Source organism: Advenella sp. S44 (assembly GCF_002810445.1).
GTDB lineage: Bacteria > Pseudomonadota > Gammaproteobacteria > Burkholderiales > Burkholderiaceae_B > Advenella.
In genome coordinates this window covers 211,886-228,396 of the sequence record NZ_NEXS01000009.1, presented here as the reverse complement: position 1 = coordinate 228,396, position 16,511 = coordinate 211,886, and the positions used below count along the sequence as shown (strand labels likewise).

At 55.0% G+C, this 16,511-nt stretch carries 16 protein-coding genes and 1 tRNA gene; 10 read left to right on the top strand and 7 right to left on the bottom strand.

The window, feature by feature from the left end:
- Positions 1 to 21: 21 nt before the first annotated feature.
- Positions 22 to 156, bottom strand: coding sequence for an entericidin A/B family lipoprotein (locus CAP48_RS14875; protein ID WP_100698080.1), 135 nt, complete (start codon positions 154 to 156; stop codon positions 22 to 24).
- 126 nt (positions 157 to 282) lie between these two features.
- Positions 283 to 855 (bottom strand): bacterioferritin, encoded by a 573-nt coding sequence (locus tag CAP48_RS14870; RefSeq protein WP_100698078.1) that lies wholly within the window; start codon positions 853 to 855, stop codon positions 283 to 285.
- Positions 856 to 1,079: 224 nt separating this feature from the next.
- Between CAP48_RS14870 and CAP48_RS14865 the strand changes: the two genes are divergently transcribed.
- Entirely contained in the window at positions 1,080 to 1,529 is a 450-nt protein-coding gene (locus tag CAP48_RS14865) for a GNAT family N-acetyltransferase (protein ID WP_100698076.1), read from the top strand.
- Between the two features lie 400 nt (positions 1,530 to 1,929).
- Here CAP48_RS14865 and CAP48_RS14860 read toward each other — a convergent pair whose 3' ends face one another.
- Positions 1,930 to 2,574, bottom strand: a complete 645-nt coding sequence (locus CAP48_RS14860) for an FMN-binding negative transcriptional regulator (protein ID WP_100698074.1) — start codon at positions 2,572 to 2,574, stop codon at positions 1,930 to 1,932.
- A gap of 408 nt (positions 2,575 to 2,982) precedes the next feature.
- On the opposite strand from CAP48_RS14860, the gene CAP48_RS14855 reads away from it, so the two are divergent.
- From CAP48_RS14855 to bioA, 3 genes are read left to right on the top strand one after another with little or no spacing between them, the layout of a single operon-like run.
- Positions 2,983 to 4,143 (top strand): pyridoxal phosphate-dependent aminotransferase family protein, encoded by a 1,161-nt coding sequence (locus CAP48_RS14855; protein WP_161495271.1) that lies wholly within the window; start codon positions 2,983 to 2,985, stop codon positions 4,141 to 4,143.
- 2 nt (positions 4,144 to 4,145) lie between these two features.
- Positions 4,146 to 4,766 carry a dethiobiotin synthase gene (gene bioD / locus CAP48_RS14850; protein ID WP_197707280.1) on the top strand — a complete coding sequence of 207 codons (621 nt, stop codon included), beginning with the start codon at positions 4,146 to 4,148 and terminating at the stop codon, positions 4,764 to 4,766.
- Complete coding sequence (gene bioA / locus CAP48_RS14845; RefSeq protein ID WP_100698068.1) at positions 4,763 to 6,073, top strand: adenosylmethionine--8-amino-7-oxononanoate transaminase; 1,311 nt, start codon at positions 4,763 to 4,765, stop codon at positions 6,071 to 6,073. Before bioD ends, bioA begins: the two co-directional genes overlap by 4 nt.
- Before the next feature lie 112 nt (positions 6,074 to 6,185).
- On the opposite strand, the gene CAP48_RS14840 is transcribed toward bioA, so the two are convergent.
- Positions 6,186 to 6,279 (bottom strand) — tRNA-Ser (locus tag CAP48_RS14840).
- A 158-nt stretch (positions 6,280 to 6,437) separates the two neighbouring features.
- Positions 6,438 to 7,700 (bottom strand): aspartate kinase, encoded by a 1,263-nt coding sequence (locus CAP48_RS14835; RefSeq protein WP_100698066.1) that lies wholly within the window; start codon positions 7,698 to 7,700, stop codon positions 6,438 to 6,440.
- A gap of 238 nt (positions 7,701 to 7,938) precedes the next feature.
- On the opposite strand from CAP48_RS14835, the gene CAP48_RS14830 reads away from it, so the two are divergent.
- From CAP48_RS14830 to CAP48_RS14810, 5 genes are all read left to right on the top strand, one after another.
- Entirely contained in the window at positions 7,939 to 8,883 is a 945-nt protein-coding gene (locus tag CAP48_RS14830) for a 2-hydroxyacid dehydrogenase (RefSeq protein ID WP_192871344.1), read from the top strand.
- A gap of 446 nt (positions 8,884 to 9,329) precedes the next feature.
- Positions 9,330 to 10,223 (top strand): 3-hydroxyisobutyrate dehydrogenase, encoded by an 894-nt coding sequence (mmsB, locus tag CAP48_RS14825; protein WP_100698064.1) that lies wholly within the window; start codon positions 9,330 to 9,332, stop codon positions 10,221 to 10,223.
- A complete protein-coding gene (locus tag CAP48_RS14820; protein ID WP_100698062.1) occupies positions 10,220 to 11,386 on the top strand; it encodes an acyl-CoA dehydrogenase family protein in 1,167 nt (388 codons plus the stop codon). Before mmsB ends, CAP48_RS14820 begins: the two co-directional genes overlap by 4 nt.
- 72 nt (positions 11,387 to 11,458) lie before the next feature.
- Positions 11,459 to 12,706 carry a magnesium and cobalt transport protein CorA gene (locus tag CAP48_RS14815; protein ID WP_100698060.1) on the top strand — a complete coding sequence of 416 codons (1,248 nt, stop codon included), beginning with the start codon at positions 11,459 to 11,461 and terminating at the stop codon, positions 12,704 to 12,706.
- A gap of 161 nt (positions 12,707 to 12,867) precedes the next feature.
- Positions 12,868 to 14,016 (top strand): FAD-binding oxidoreductase, encoded by a 1,149-nt coding sequence (locus CAP48_RS14810; RefSeq protein ID WP_192871343.1) that lies wholly within the window; start codon positions 12,868 to 12,870, stop codon positions 14,014 to 14,016.
- 62 nt (positions 14,017 to 14,078) lie between these two features.
- Here CAP48_RS14810 and CAP48_RS14805 read toward each other — a convergent pair whose 3' ends face one another.
- The gene (locus CAP48_RS14805; protein ID WP_100698058.1) at positions 14,079 to 14,777 is read right to left on the bottom strand and encodes a tellurite resistance TerB family protein; all 699 of its coding nucleotides are present in this window, start codon (positions 14,775 to 14,777) and stop codon (positions 14,079 to 14,081) included.
- A 253-nt stretch (positions 14,778 to 15,030) separates the two neighbouring features.
- Between CAP48_RS14805 and CAP48_RS14800 the strand changes: the two genes are divergently transcribed.
- The gene (locus CAP48_RS14800) at positions 15,031 to 15,516 is read left to right on the top strand and encodes a YajQ family cyclic di-GMP-binding protein (RefSeq protein ID WP_100698056.1); all 486 of its coding nucleotides are present in this window, start codon (positions 15,031 to 15,033) and stop codon (positions 15,514 to 15,516) included.
- A gap of 364 nt (positions 15,517 to 15,880) precedes the next feature.
- Here the strand turns inward: CAP48_RS14800 and efp are convergent, their stop codons facing one another.
- Positions 15,881 to 16,438: an elongation factor P gene (gene efp, locus CAP48_RS14795; RefSeq protein ID WP_100698054.1), complete on the bottom strand. Its 558-nt coding sequence runs from the start codon at positions 16,436 to 16,438 to the stop codon at positions 15,881 to 15,883.
- Positions 16,439 to 16,511 lie beyond the last annotated feature (73 nt).

Genomic DNA, 16,511 nt, shown 5'->3' with positions numbered 1-16,511 from the left:
CCAGATATTGACGTCTGTAATTTATTTATGACGGTCTGCAGCACCAGAGATCGCAGCACCACCACGTTCCAGGTCCTGTCCGGCGCCGGAGATGGTATTGCATGCAGCCAGGCCGAGCAGAGATACCAGTACAGCAACAAGTCCTAATTTTTTCATGAATTATTCTCCTATATCGGTCTAATTACAAATACAAACGTGATAATCCGCGATTACGAATAAACTGTCAACGACCAATTACTCTGCCAGGCGATTTTTTTCGGAAATGTTATTTCAGCTTACTACTTATGTGGCTGTGACGGATCGCATCCAGTCGCTCAGTTCGTCGGCATGCTCTTCCTCGTCGTTCAGGATATTTTCCAGAAGTCGGCGTGTTGTAGGATCCTTGTCGCCGATCAGTTCGATCATTTGTGTATAAGACTCAATCGCAACCCGCTCGGCAATCAGATTCGATTTGATCATTTCGTGCAAACCAGCTTCATCGTTGTAATCAGCGTGACTGCGAGCCAATAATGTGCTTGGTGAAAAATCCGGTTCACCACCCAGTTGCACGATGCGTTTGGCAATGGAATCTGCATGCGCCGATTCTTCATTGGCGTGCACCAGGAACTCTTCGGCGATCGCAGGAGACTCCAGGCCAGTGGCAGTAAAATGATGGCGCTTGTAGCGCAAGGTACAGACCAGCTCGGTGGCAAGTGCATCGTTCAGCAGACGCACAATGTCTTCGCGCCAAGGGTTATCATGCTCTATAACGGCTCCATCATCCAGACTTTGCTTTGCTTTTTCAATGGCCGTCATGTCCAGCTCCAGACGATTGGCGGTATTATTTTTCACACTTGCTTTGCTCATCTCTTTCATAATAACTCCTGTCTTGAAATAAGTATTTAATAAGGAATATCGGATTCAGAATAGTGTCAGATAGAATGAATGCCAATCAAAATCTATGATCAAATAATAACATTAATACGCAGGATGAAAAAATTACCAGGGGAGGCACCACAATGATATGCCGACTGCCATGGTTTTATCGCTGCGTCCAACCGGAGGGTAGGTTTGCGTCAATTTAACCAGAGGAGCAACACATGCGGGATATGTATGTCAGGCGGGCGCAACCGGGCGATTTTGATCAGTGGACATTGCTATGGCGCAGTTATCTAGCGTTCTATGACGAGCCGCAGGATGCGCAGATTACCCAGACCACCTGGCAGCGCTTGATCGATGAGAAAGAGCCCATGTATGCATTTGTGGTTATCCGGGATGGACAGGTGGTCGGGTTTGCGCATCTTATTGGCCACCGTTCAACCTGGTCGCAAAAAGATCGCCTGTATCTAAATGATTTATTCATCGCACAGCCTCACAGGCAAAATGGTTTGGCGCGCCTGTTGCTTGAACACGCCAGGCATTTTGCCGCCAGCAATAATTATGAATGGCTGTACTGGACGACTCGCGAAGGTAACGCTACGGCAAGAACACTTTACGACCAGATAGCCAATCGAACAGACTTCGTGCAGTATCGTATTTTTATAGAATGATGCCTACTCACGGCGCTTCAGCTTCAAGTGCTTTTGTACCGTATTGGTATTTTGTTGTTTGTGTCGGAAATCGCGCGCGCAACTTACCGGCACGGTACGTTGATCCGGGCAACAGCAGGCATTGAGCGTTGACGCGGACAGCGCTAGACATCGGACGTCGATGCGGACAAGGCAGACTTAGGGCGTTGATGCGGACAAGGCAAGCGCGGGACGTTGAGGCGGGCCAGGGCAGGCACCAGCGTTATCAACGGGTATTTGCAAAATAACAAAGCCGTTAACGCCGCAGGCTTAGCAAGATCCCGCTCATTGGGTTCGCGCCGATCCGCCCCGTCAGAGGGCGCCGGGTAAATTGATTCTGACGGTGCCATCCCACCCGAGCCTTGCGGAGCCGGGCAGGGGACTATCTGGTTTTGGCTGACGAGCTCATTGCCTGCGCCAGCGCGTTATTGCCTACCGATTTGTCGTCATTGCGCAGATGTTCAATGACGCCGGCCTGATCGGCCGGGCTGCGATTCTGGCTCAACTTCCATTTTCCGTCGATGTGGGAAACCGTGATTTCCAGCCCGACAATGGCACGCTTTTGCCGGTCAATAAAATCGGCTGGCGCATCGGTCACCTGCCATGGCGCAGACCTGCCGGTTTCCTGCATGCGGGTCAATGCGCTGATCTGACTTTGCAGCCAATCTGCATCGTCTGTTGTAGTCAGGCAGCCTCGCATTTGCACCATGACATAATTCCAGGTCGGGACGACTTGATGGGTCGTTGCCTTGCTTGCATACCAAGATGGCGAGACGTATCCCTGTTCGCCCTGGAACACTATCAGGCAAGACGGATCGGCCGCCATTAATTTCCAATGGGGATTGGCTCGCGCTACATGCGCGCGCAGGACGCCATGTTTGCCCTCTTCTGGGAAGTAAAGAAAGGGTATCGGGCTAGCCTGCGCACCTTCCGGGCTGGCGGAGATCAGCAGGCCCAGCGGATATCTGCGGATCAAGTCTGAAATCGCCTCGGGGTCAGTAACGCGAAAGTGAGAAGGGTTATACATGACAGTCCAGCTCAAAGTGGGGATTCGGATTGGGTCAGGGGACAAGCGCCAGTGCTATGTTTATTATACGAAGTGATATTGGCCGGCGCGATGCCAGTCCCGCGCAACGCGCATAAAAGCGGTTTACGCCGACTTTTAAGCAACAGAATTGGTGACGGCGCTCGCGCAAGCTTTCGATTGCGGGTGGCGGCAGTGGATGGCGCGAGAGTGAGTGTCGATCGCAGGAATCCGTCACGCAAGACCCTATGTTCGCTCAATATCGCTGTTCGTCTCTTATTTTGGTCCTAATTTGCAATTTATTAAAATTTCATTTGCGATGCCTTCTTTTTAGAATAGTAGCTGAACGTCGCATATGCCTGGTTGATGCCAGGAATGTCATGTCTGCGACAAATATTCAGGTATTGCCCCATGTATCATTTTTACAATCAGTATTGTGCCGAACAAGCCGCCAAAAGCCGGCTGCGCGCACTGCCATCGGTAGACCGGCCTGTCTCGTTCGATTTTTCCAGTAATGACTATCTTGGTTTGGCTACGCATCCCGATGTCGTCAATGCGGCGATAGAGGCCGCCAGGCAATGCGGGGTCGGTTCAACCGGTTCCCGGCTGCTATCCGGAAACTATCGTCTGATTGAATCCTTCGAAAGGCAGATAGCCCAAAGCAAACAGACCGAGGCTGCCGTCGTATTCAGTTCAGGATATCAGGCCAACATGACTGTGCTGGCCAGTCTGTTGAGCCGGCGAGTGCTGCCGGCCCCGCCCATTGTTTTTTTCGACAGGCTCAATCATTCCAGTCTTTATAACGCGATGTTTTTATCGGGGGCGCAATATGTGCTTTTTGAGCGCAATGACATGGATGATCTGCGCCGTCAGTTACAAAAATATTGCGTGGCATCGCGGCCCGCTTTTATCGTGACGGAAACCGTCCATGGGATGGAAGGGGATTTGTTGCCCATTGCCCAGGTCGTCGATCTTGCTGCCAGCTACAACTGCTTTCTGTATCTGGATGAAGCGCATGCTACTGGTTTGTATGGCCCGCAAGGCTATGGTTTGTCCACGACAGTCGATTTGTCCCTTGTGTCCCATATTGTGATGGGAACATTTAGCAAGGCGATTGGCGGCGCTGGCGCATACATTGCCTGCAACGCGGTCATGCAGCAGTTTATTTTGAACAGAACAGCCGGTTTCATTTATTCAACTGCGCCGTCGCCCGTGAGCGTGGCGGCAGCAGCGCAGGCATGGAGTATGATTCCGTCCCTTGCTGCGCAACGCCAGCAGGCATTTTCACTGGCCGATTTGCTGCGCCGGCTATTGCGCGCCTGTGGTGTCGTCGTCATGGGCGATGGGACCAATATCGTGCCCGTGTGTCTTGGAGACGAATGCGCTACGCTTGCGTTGAAGAACGCGTTGCTAAACGAGGGCATGATGGTGTCGGCCATCCGGCCACCGACGGTGCCGACAGGAACATCGCGATTGCGTATCGCTATCAATGCGCGCCATGACAGCCAGTGTGTGAACCAGTTGGCTCGGGCGATTGCCCAACACGTGTCCCTTCCAGCGGCAGGGGGTTGAGGATGCGTATTTTTGTCACAGGTACAGATACCGGCGTAGGAAAAACACTTGTCTCGGCCTGGTTGTGCCGGTATTTTGGCTTCGATTATTTCAAACCGGTGCAGGCCGGCTTGCTACCAATGACCGATAGCGAGTGGGTAAAGCGCTATGCCGGTTGTCATATTTATCCGGAAGCATACCGGCTGCGCGAGCCGGCATCTCCCCATTACGCGGCACAACAGGAAGGCCGGCAAATCGCGCTGGACAACATTCGTCTGCCTGCTGCGCAAGGGCTGGTGGTAGAGGGCGCCGGCGGCGTCATGGTCCCGCTGGGCGCCCAATGCTTGATGATTGATTTGATTGCCAGGCTTGGCCTGCCTGTACTGGTTGTTGCCGCTACGCGGCTGGGAACGCTTAACCATACCTTGTTGACGTTGCAGGCATTGCGCCTTCAGCGTCTTTCTGTGCTGGGCGTAATCCTGAACGGCCCTTTATGCGACATGACAGCCCGCACAATCGCCGACTATGGCCGCGTGCCTGTGTTGCAGCAAATTCCAGCATTATCCGCTGGAGTCAGTGCGTCAGATTTGATGAACATCGCGCCGACAGCGGCGCTTAAGCGGACATTGGGAGTGCAAGAATGAATAGAAGAATAAATCGTACCTTGGCGCAACGGGACAAGGCGCTGATCTGGCATCCGTTCACACAAGAGAAAACCGCTACACCACGCCTGCCGGTTTCGCATGGGCGCGGGCCATGGCTTTACGATACGGACAATAATGCCTATCTTGACCTGGTTTCAAGCTGGTGGGTGAACCTGTTCGGGCATGGCTGCCCGCAGATTGCGCAAAGCATTGCCGCGCAGGCGAACAAACTGGAGCATGTGCTGTTCGCGGGCTGCACCCATGAGCCTGCCGTGCAACTGTGCGAAGCGCTCAATGCGATGCTGCCTGCGCAACTGGGCAAGTTCTTTTTTTCCGATAATGGTTCGACGGCCGTTGAAGTCGCACTGAAAATGGCGCATCAATACTGGAAAAATAGGCATGGACAGCAGCGTAAGCTGTTTATCGGCTTTGAAGGCGGCTACCATGGCGACACCTTTGGCGCGATGTCAGTTGGCGCCCATTGCGGTTATCACGATCAGTTTCGCTCCCTGTTTTTCGAATCGGTAGCGATACCGTTTCCGGATACCTGGTGGAATGACCAAGAGGTGCAGGCCCGGGAGCAGGCCGCGCTTGCGGCATTGGAAGCCGCATTAACACGACATGCCGGGCAGGTCGCGGCCTTGATTCTGGAGCCGCTGGTGCAGGGCGCGGCAGGCATGCGCATGTGCCGGCCACAATTTGTTGGCAAGGCATGTGCACTGGCCCGGGCACACGACACGCTGGTGATTTTCGATGAAGTCATGACCGGGTTCGGTCGCACCGGAACCCGCTTTGCGTTCGAGCAGACAGGCGCCGTGCCGGATTTTTTATGCGTCTCCAAGGGGATTACCGGCGGTTTTCTTCCATTGGCATTGACCATCACGGGCGAGCATATCTACGAGGCTTTTTTGTCTGAGCAGGCTGGCCGGGCATTTTCGCATGGACATTCCTATACCGCCAATCCGTTAGCATGCGCAGCCGCCGTGGCGGCAATGGCCTTGCTGGTCACCGAAGAGACATCCCGCGCCTTGCAGGTTTTGCCACAATGTCACGAGGAGGGATTGCAACTGCTGCAACAGACCGTGCCGGCAATATTGCGCCCCCGGATTACCGGAACCATCGCCGCCTTTGATTTGCCGTCGTCGTACCCGCATTCGGCAGGGCCGTTGCACCAGCGCTTTCTGGAAAAAGGCCTGTTGCTTCGTCCCATTGGGCAAACGGTGTATGTGTTGCCACCCTATGTCACCAGCCCGGGGCAGTTACAGGCAGCGTATCAAACGATGGGGCAGGTTCTGGCTGCGCAGTAAAGGCGGCAGTGTTCGGTACTGCGGCTAGCAGTATTTTAGGATCACAGATCACTGTATCCGGTCCAGTAAAAGAAAAAGCCCTGAATTATCAGGGCCTTAACTATTAGCATTGTGGCGGAGACGGAGGGATTCGAACCCTCGATGCAGGTTTTAGCCCACATGCTTCCTTAGCAGGGAAGTGCCTTCAGCCTCTCGGCCACGTCTCCGAACAATCCGAGATTCTAACACGATTTTTGTCGTAGCCGCCACAAAATTTGTTCAAATTGCTGACAACAGCTGGAAAACGCGTGTGGGTGTGGCAACAGCGCTATTGCCTGGCTCGCTTGCTGCCCCACCAGTGTGACTCCCGGCGATTGAACCGCGATCAAGCCTGTTCGGCTTCCTGGTCCAGGCCAAACGCTTTGTGCAGGGCGCGGACGGCCAGTTCCATGTATTTGTCGTCAATCAGGACCGAGGTCTTGATTTCGCTGGTGCTGATCATCTGGATATTGACGCCTTCCTTGGCCAGCGTGCTGAACATCTGGCTGGCCACACCGGCGTGTGAGCGCATGCCGATACCCACGATAGAGACTTTGCAAACCTTGTCGTCGGTTAGCACTTCACGGGCGCCCACTGCAGGTAGAATGGTGTCGGTCAGCAGTTCCGTAGCCCGTTTGAATTCGCTGCGGTTCACCGTAAAGGAAAAGTCGGTGGTGCCATCAACAGACTGATTCTGGATGATCATGTCGACGTCGATATTGGCTTTGGCAACGGGGCCTAGAATGGCATAGGCAACGCCGGGCTTGTCAGGTACACCCAGCAACGTCAGTTTGGCTTCGTCGCGGCTGAACGCGATACCGGAAATGACAGCGGATTCCATTTTTGAATCTTCCTCAAAGGTAATTAATGTTCCTGAATTTTTCTCTTCCTGCAAGGGAATCGCAGGGTCGGTGAGTGATGACAGGACGCGTAACGGCACTTTATATTTGCCGGCGAACTCGACGGAACGGATCTGCAGGATTTTGGAACCCAGCGATGCCATTTCCAGCATTTCTTCAAACGAGACGACAGACAGGCGCCGGGCTTCGGGCACAACCCGCGGGTCGGTGGTGTAGACGCCGTCGACATCGGTATAGATCAGGCACTCATCGGCGCCGATTGCAGCGGCAATGGCAACGGCGGAGGTATCGGAGCCGCCACGACCCAGCGTTGTGATATGGCCGTCGGGGTCAACGCCCTGAAAACCGGTGACAATGACAACCCGGCCACTGTCCAGCTCGGCCTTGACGCGTTTGTCCTCTATGGACTTGATGCGCGCCTTGGTATAGGACGAGTCGGTGTTTACAGGCACTTGCCAGCCGGTGAAGCTGCGGGCTTTGATGCCTTCGGCTTGAAGGGCCAGCGCGAGAAGCGAGCTGCTTGCCTGTTCGCCTGTGGAGGCGAGCATGTCAAGTTCACGACCGTCGGACAGTTCGGAAATTTCCTTGGCCAGACCCAGCAGGCGGTTGGTTTCACCGGACATGGCAGAAGGCACGACGACGACCTGGTGGCCGGCGTTATGCCACTTGGCCACGCGCTTCGCAACATTCTTGATTCGTTCAACGGAGCCCATGGAGGTTCCGCCGTATTTGTGGACTATAAGAGACATCGAATTTGCAATAAAAGTTGCCCGAGATCGGGAGTAACTCATTATTCTACAACGAGTGAACTATTTATTCTGCAAAATGCCCACCCGGCGCGCCCATTGGATAGTCTTGGCTGACAGGCCGTCTTCCATGGTTGTTTACTGCAGGCAGGTTGTGCCTGGCCAATTCATGTCAGGTTATCACAGGCGTGGTATTCTCTTTTCAGCCAAGGCATATTACGTTTTTATTGAGGAGGATACGATGGCAAAAACAAAAATCGTTCAGGTCGCCAGTGGAACGCAACGGGTCAATTCCCATCTGCAGGACAATTACGAGGTGCTGGCCTTGTGGGAACAAAAAGACCCGCAGGCGTTTCTGGCCGAACACGGCAAAGGCGTGCGGGGCCTGGTGACAACTGCCGGACATGGACTGAAGAATGAGTGGCTCGACAGCCTGCCTGATCTGGGCGTGGTCAGCAGCTTCGGTGTCGGGTACGACACGATTGATGCCGGTGAGCTTAAAAAACGCGGCATTCAACTGGGTAATACGCCCGATGTCCTGAACGCATGTGTAGCAGACCTGGCGGTTTGCCTGTTGCTGGGCAGCGCGCGCCAACTTGTTCGCGGTGACCGTTATGTGCGGGAAGGGCGCTGGCCGGTAGAAGGACAGTTTCCGCTGGCAAAAAGTGTATCTGGAAAAAACGTGGGCATCGTCGGTCTGGGCGGTATCGGGCTCGAAGTGGCACGCCGTCTGGCCGGATTCGACTGTGAGATTCGCTATCACAATCGCAAGGCGCGCGATGGTGTCTCGTATGGCTATGAAGCCAGCCTGACTGCACTGGCCGAATGGGCCGATTATCTTGTCCTGACCTGCGTGGGCGGGCCCTCCACGCATCATCTGATCAATCGGGAAGTCTTGCAGGCGCTAGGTCGCAACGGCACCGTCATCAACGTATCGCGCGGTACGGTCATTGACGAGACCGCACTGGTAGAGCTCTTGCAGCAAGACCAACTGGGCTGTGCCGCGCTGGATGTGTTCGAGCATGAGCCCGATGTGCCGCTCGCACTGCGCGAGCACGAGCGCGTCACTTTGATGCCGCATGCGGCCAGCGCCACCGTGGAAACCCGCTTGAAAATGAGCCAGCGTGTCATAGACAACCTTGATCGTTTCTTCGAAACAGGTCAGGTAATATCACGTGTTGTTTAAACCGTTTATCTAAATCGGCTCTGTCAATCCAGCAGTACGATCACGCCTGGTCCCAGTAGCAAAACGATGACGCGTGGTTCAAGCCGCAGTATGTTTACGCGTCGTCCCATTTGCAGAGCGATTACGCGTGATCCGTGTGGCAGATCATGCGGGATCCTTGTCACAGAATGTTTGTGCGTTATTCCTGGCATCGCACGTTAGGCTTGATCCCTGCCGCAGAACGATTAGGCTTTATCGCTGTTGCAGAACGTCTTGTAAATGACATTCTGCATGTCCATTTCGCAGTATCTTGCGGTATCAACAGTTTCGTATAATGGATTTACCATCGGCCAGAACTCGTCTGTACCCCATGCCTGGCGTGGTGCGCGGGCCTGCAATCCTGTCCGTGCTACAGGTAGGCACTGGCCAATCCTTGGTCGGGCTGGAAAAAAATAACGGAGACAGTAATGAATATTGGTTTTATCGGACTGGGCAATATGGGCGCGCCCATGGCGCTGAATCTGCTCAAGGCGGGACATCAGCTGCACGTGTTTGACCTGGTGGCGTCGGCGGTGGCCGAACTGGTCCAGGCCGGCGCTGCCGCGGCCGCATCGCCCAGTGAGGTGGCCGCGGCCCGCCCCGACGTGCTTATCACGATGTTGCCTGCCTCTGTGCATGTGCGCAAGGTGTACCTGGACGACGACGGAGTGTTGGCGGCAGTCGATCCGAGTGTGCTGCTGATCGATTCTTCTACCATCGATCCGCAGACCTCGCGCGAGGTGGCTGCGGCAGCGCTACGGCAAGGCAACGTCATGCTGGATGCGCCGGTCTCTGGCGGGACAGTGGGCGCCAGGGCCGGTACGCTCACTTTCATGGTTGGTGGCGAGCAGGCTGCCTTTGACAAGGCGCTGCCCATATTGGAACAGATGGGCAAGAATATCGTCTATTGCGGCGGCGCCGGCAACGGGCAGGTAGCCAAGGTTGCCAACAATATGCTGCTGGGCATTTCCATGATTGGCGCTGCCGAGGCCATGAGCCTGGGGGTGTCACTGGGCATGGATCCCAAGGTATTGGCCGGCATCATAAATACCTCATCCGGCCGTTGCTGGAGTACCGAGGTCTACAACCCGTGGCCCGACGTGGTGGAAACGGCGCCGTCGTCCAAAGGCTATGCCGGCGGCTTCGGGACAGATCTCATGCTCAAGGACCTGGGGCTGGCTACCGAAGCGGCCCGCGCGGCCAAAGTGCCGGTGGTCATGGGCGCGACGGCGCAGCAGCTGTATCAGACTTTCAGCGGGCAGGGCAATGGCCATCTGGATTTTTCGGCCATCATTCAATCCATGGGAAAGGTTGACAAATGAGTACATTTGATACGGCGCTCAGCGAAGAGCAACGCATGATCCGGGATATGGCGCGCGATTTTTCGGAACAGGAAATCGCGCCGCACGCTGCCGCCTGGGAGGCTGCCGGCTGGATTGACGACGATGTATTGCGCCGCATGGGAGAGCTTGGCCTGCTGGGTATGGTCGTGCCCGAGGAGTGGGGCGGGTCAAAAACCGATTACGTGTCGTACGCACTGGCGCTGGAAGAAATATCCGCTGCCGATGCGGCAACTGGCACGCTGGTGTCGGTTCACTGTTCTGTCGGTTGCGGAACCTTGCTCAATTGCGGCAATGACGCCCAGAAAAAGCAGTGGCTGCCCGAGCTGGCCAGCGGCCGCGCCATCTCGTGCTTCTGCCTGACTGAGCCGCAGGCGGGGTCCGAAGCGCATAACTTGAAAACCCGCGCCCAGTTGCAGGATGGCAAGTGGGTGCTCAACGGCGCCAAACAGTTCGTGACAAATGGCAAGCGTGCGAAGCTGGCCATTGTTTTTGCCGTGACCGATCCGGACCAGGGCAAACGGGGGATTTCCGCATTTCTGGTGCCCACAGACACCCCGGGGTTTATAGTGAACCGGGTCGAAAACAAACTGGGCATTCGCGGGTCCGACACCTGCGCCATTACTCTTGAAAACTGCATGATAGATCAGGATAATCTGCTCGGAGAACGCGGCCGGGGTTTGTCGATCGCGCTGTCGAATCTGGAAAACGGCCGCATCGGAATTGGAGCGCAGGCGGTGGGTATTGCGCGTGCGGCGCTTGAGGCTGCCATTGCCTACGCCAAAGACCGGATCCAGTTCAATGAGCCGCTGATCAAACACCAAAGCATCGCCAATATGCTGGCCGACATGCACACCCAGGTCAATGCAGCGCGGCTGATGGTGCTGCATGCGGCGTCATTGAAGGACAAAGCCATTCCGTGTTTGTCCGAGGCGTCCCAGGCCAAGCTGTTTGCTTCAGAAATGGCCGAGAAAGTCTGCTCGCAAGCCATCCAGATTCACGGTGGTTATGGTTATCTTGAGGACTATCCGGTGCAGCGGTTTTATCGCGATGCCCGTATTACCCAGATTTACGAGGGCACCAGCGAAGTGCAGCGCATGATTATCACCCGCGGACTGTCAGACTATACCGGATTCTGCCCCTGAGCCCGCTTGCTTTTTCGACAGATGCGGGTAAGGTACGGAATGGTATGATTGCCATCAGCAGGAGAGCCCGATATGAAAGACGAAAAAAACGCCGATGCCAGTAAACAGCGGAATGAAAACGCGCAAACCGCTGATTCGGGGGGCCAGTCGACAGGCCCGGATGCCGTTGTCGCACCCACGGGCGGCCCCACAGCCAAGGCGGGCGAACAACGAGCTGGCGGTTCTGCACACAAGGGGCACGAGCACGCAACTGGCGTTGCAGGCTTACGTGCCGCAGGCCCTGATGCACACGGCGTGGCTCAAAAAAAGGCGATTCCGGGAGTGGCCAAGGCAGTCAATCATGATAGTGGGTCCGGCGTGGTGGCTTCGGTCGAATATGTCCGAGGTCATCGGCACGCCATTATTGCGCCGGAAGACATTGCCGGCTACAAGCGCGATCCCGATCATTTATTGTGGACGGGCCTGAAGGATCCGTCTGACGATGAGCTGCGCATGACGTGCAAGAATCTGTCGTTCAGCAAGTTGGCAACCAAGGAAATCGTCAAGCGTCATTTCCGTCCAAAAGTGATCGACTATGGCAACTATATTCTGATTGTCGCGGTTACCATCTCCCGCCAGAACAAGAAGATTGTTTATGGCGAAATGCAGATGATTTTCGGACAAAGCTTCATTCTTACGGTCAGGCGGGGCGAGGCAATGAGCAATACGCCTTTGCGCAATCGCCTGGAGGACTCGCCCGACCTGATAGCCCGGGGCAGCGACTTTGTTGTCGCGGAAATACTCGACGGTCTGGCAGATAGTTACCTGGCGCTGACTAGCGGCTTCGAGCAGGATGTCGAGCAGCTTGAGCAAAAAATGATCCTTCACGGTTTTCGTGACTCGGATGTACGCAAGCTGTACCGGCTGCGGCGCGACTTGTTGCGCGTGCATACGTCAATTGCGCCGGTGATTGAAATCTGTAGTCGTATGTCGGTGGTCAACCTGGCGTTTGTCGAACCGGATTCCCAGGGCTATTATCGGATTGTTGCTGACCGGGTGGCCCGGATTGATGATCAGATAAACGCCTTGCGCGAGTCGCTGGCTTTTGCCTTTGAAGCCAGTCAGATGATTGCTCAGGCGCATCAGACCGACATTACCAAGAAGCTGGCATCCTGGGCGGCAATATTGGCCGTACCCACTGCGATCGCCGGCATCTATGGCATGAACTTTACCAATATGCCGGAAATCAACTGGGCCTATGGCTATCCGCTGGTCATGCTATTGATGTTCCTGATTTGCGGTTTGCTGTTCCGCCAGTTTCGCAAGACCGGCTGGCTGTGAATGCCCTTGCCGGTCATATGCCGAACAGTCTTTTGCGGCGAATATGATTCATAATGCTCCCAGATGTGTTGACGCTGGCCGCAATCGCCGGCCATGATACGGCGCGCAAGGCGCCGGCGACAAAAACGGCCGAATCCGGCCTATGAGGCAGGAGGAAGATTTTGAGCGACGCAGTGGTGTTTGACTACATTGTTATCGGGTCCGGCATTGCCGGGGCCTCTTTTGCCTATCAGCTGTCACAGCGGCCCGGCACGGTGCTTGTGCTTGAACGCGAGGCCCATGCGGGATACCATTCAACCGGCCGCTCTGCTGCCATGTTCATTGAAACTTATGGGCCTGCCCAATTGCAGGCGTTAACGCGCGCCTGCCGCGAGTTTTTCCAAAATGCGCAGGCCAGCGGCTTTTCCGAACATCCGGTACTCCATCCCCGAGGCTGCATTTATGTCGGGACACACGCACAGAAAGCGATTCTTGATAGAACCTATCAGGAGCTGCTGGCCCGTGCCCCGAATGTAGCGTGGCTGAGCGCAGCGCAGGTGCTTGAACGGGTACCTTGCATGAAACCCGACGATCTTTACGGCGGCATTTATGAACGCGAGGCGGAAGATATCGATGTTGACGCGCTGCATCAGGGATATCTGAAAGGAATGAAGCGCAATGGTGTAGAACTGGTTTTGTCCGTAGATATCCGCCACGGTCAACGGCACGATGGGGTATGGACGCTGGACAGCGCCGACGGCAGGCAATTTCGCGCGCGCCATGTTGTCAATGCCGCCGGCGCCTGGGCCGATGTGTTGGCGCAGCGTTGTGGCGTGCAGCCGGTGGGCATACAGCCGCGGCGACGCAGCGCATTCACCTTCAGTGCGCCGCAGGGTCTGGAACTGGAGGCCTTGCCCATGGTATGCGATATCGAAGAGACCTACTACTTCAAACCGGATGCCGGTCAGTTAATGGGCTCGCCCGCTAACGCGGACGATGTGGACCCTCATGACGTCGTGGCCGAAGAACTGGATATTGCAACCGGGATCTATTACATTGAGCAGGCCACCACGTTGCAGATTCGCCGGCCCACACATGTTTGGGCCGGATTGCGCAGCTTCGCACCGGATGGCAATCTGGTGGTGGGGTGGGATAGCGGTGTTGAGGGGTTTTTCTGGCTGGCCGGGCAAGGCGGTTACGGTATTCAATCTTCCGACGCCGTTTCCCGGCTGGCTGCAGCACTGGCTTGGAATGAAGCTTTGCCGCAAGATTTGCTAGTGCAAGGCGTGGACCCGGGGCAACTCAGTCCCTTGCGGTTTCGCGCCGGCTGAGTCCGCCAAGCCGTCGATAGGTAAAAAGGTCGCAAGTCCAAGGCTCGCGACCTTTTTTTGCATTAAGCCTGGGCAACCTGGGTTTCCAGCTCCGCCTTGAGCTCCGGTGTCAGGTCCAGTTGCTTGGCCAGTTCGTCCAGATACGCTTTTTCCATGAAATTGGTGCTGTCAATAATGGACACGCTGATCGCGTACATTTGCGATGCCAAATGCGGGTCCGTTGCCAGGCTGGCCACAGCAACCGGATCTACCGGTTTGGCCAGTTCAGCCTTGAGCCACGCCTGTTCTTCGGGCGTGCTCATTTTGCTGAAATACTGATCCAGGATGGTTTGCTCGTTTTCTTCGATATGGCCATCGGCCTTGGCGGCGGCGATCATGGCAGTCAGAATAGCCTTGCTTTGCACTTCGGCCTGCGCGGCTGGCAATTGGTTGATGGGCGCTGGAGGCTGTGACTGGGCGGGGGCAGGAGCAGAGCCAGATGCCTGCATCTCGGGCTGGCGATCAGACTGGTTTGCCTGCCAGCGTTGATAGGCACGATAGGCTACCGTACCCAGTGCGGCCAGCCCGCCATAGGTTGCCAGGTTGCTGTTGGCTTTATGTCCCACCAGCATGCCCAATACACCAGCGCTCAGCGTTGTTTTATCACTATCGGAAAGCAGTGACTGGTCACCGGAGGCGGCATTTTTTACCGATGATCCAGCCTGGTTCATTGCCGATTTGCCGGCGCCGAGCAGGGATTCAAGTATATTTAGTGCACTCATGATGGGTATCCTTATTCAATGGTGGGGATCGATAGCGCTCAAACAGTGTCGGATCAGTCCAGATCTGTCAATGCTCAGACAAAGTCTACCAAGTTTGCGTGTCCAATTGCTGTCGGGATTTGTCGATTTTTGTAAATATTCAGGTTCGCACTTGCGCTGCTGATTCATTGAAACCTTGCGGCAGGGCGCGTACATTGAAACCCCGTGACAGGACGCGTAGAATATCCTTTAATTTCAATAGATGGAGAGAGGGATGCCCAGTTTTGACGTGGTTAGTGAAGCCGAAATGACCGAGGTCCGCAACGCGGTCGATCAGGCAAATAAAGAAGTTTCCACCCGTTTCGATTTCAAAGGGTCCGATGCCCGCATCGAGCAAAAAGAGCTCGAACTCATTATTTATGCCGATGACGACTTCAAAGTCGCCCAGGTACGTGAAGTGCTGCTCAGTAAATTGGCCAAGCGCAATGTCGATTTGCGCTTCCTGGAAAAGGGTAAGGAAGAGAAAATTTCCGGCGACAAGGTCAAGCAGTTCAATACCATCAAAAAAGGGGTGACGGGCGACCTGGCCAAGAAAATCGTGCGCACGATCAAAGACAGCAAGCTCAAAGTGCAGGCAAGTATCCAGGGCGATACCGTTAGGGTTACCGGCGCCAAGCGCGACATACTTCAGGAGGTTATTGCGTTGCTGAAAAAAGAAGTGGCCGATGCGCCGCTAAGCTTCAACAATTTTCGGGACTGATCGCTATCATGCCGGTCGTGTATGTGTTCGCATCATATGCAGCATGGCTAACGGGGTGTCTTTTGCAACGGGCTTAGCCCGTTGTGTTGCAGCAGTTTCACCGTGCAGCCGAAGGGCCGACGGATTTTTTGCAACGGGCCCACGTGTTTTTGGTAGAGAGCTCAGGCAGAAAGTCGGTTTGCGCAGGTTCGGGTTCACGAGATTGATCGCGACCTGGGCCAGGCCACTATAAGCTGTGTTTTTGCCCGGATGAGCCGGCATGAAAAAAGCCCGCCGACCTGCTGAATGAATCAGCCAGGGCCGGCGGGCTCTTACATAATCGGGCTCGCGTCATCGGAAAAATACAGCGCCCGCTTATGCCTGATTACATAACACGACTGCGATATTCGTTCGTACGTGTGTCAATTTCAATTTTATCGCCGATGTTGCAAAACAGGGGCACAGCCAGCTCGTAACCTGTGCTGAGTTTTGCCGGTTTCAAAACTTTGCCTGAGGTATCGCCCTTGACAGCAGGCTCGGTATAAGTGATTTCACGGACAATGATGGTAGGCAATTCTACAGAAATCGCGCGGCCTTCGTAGAACACGACTTCAACTGTCATGCCTTCTTCCAGATAGTTCAATGCGTCGCCCATGCTTTCGGCTTCAACTTCGTACTGGTTATATTCTTCGTCCATGAAGACGTACATTGGGTCTGCGAAATAGGAGTAGGTGCACTCTTTCTTGTCCAGCACGACAATTTCAAATTTTTCGTCGGCTTTGGAAACCTGTTCGCTGCCGGATCCTGTCAGCAGGTTCTTGAATTTGAGTTTGACAACAGCAGAGTTACGACCGGATTTGTTGTATTCAGCTCTTTGCACGACCAGAGGTTCGGTGCCCACCATGACGACGTTACCTACGCGCAGTTCTTGTGCGGTTTTCATTAAATTTGCTCCGGATGGAATGGATATGGCTGATTCCGCTGCAAACGCGACAGGTGTGATGCCTGAATACGGA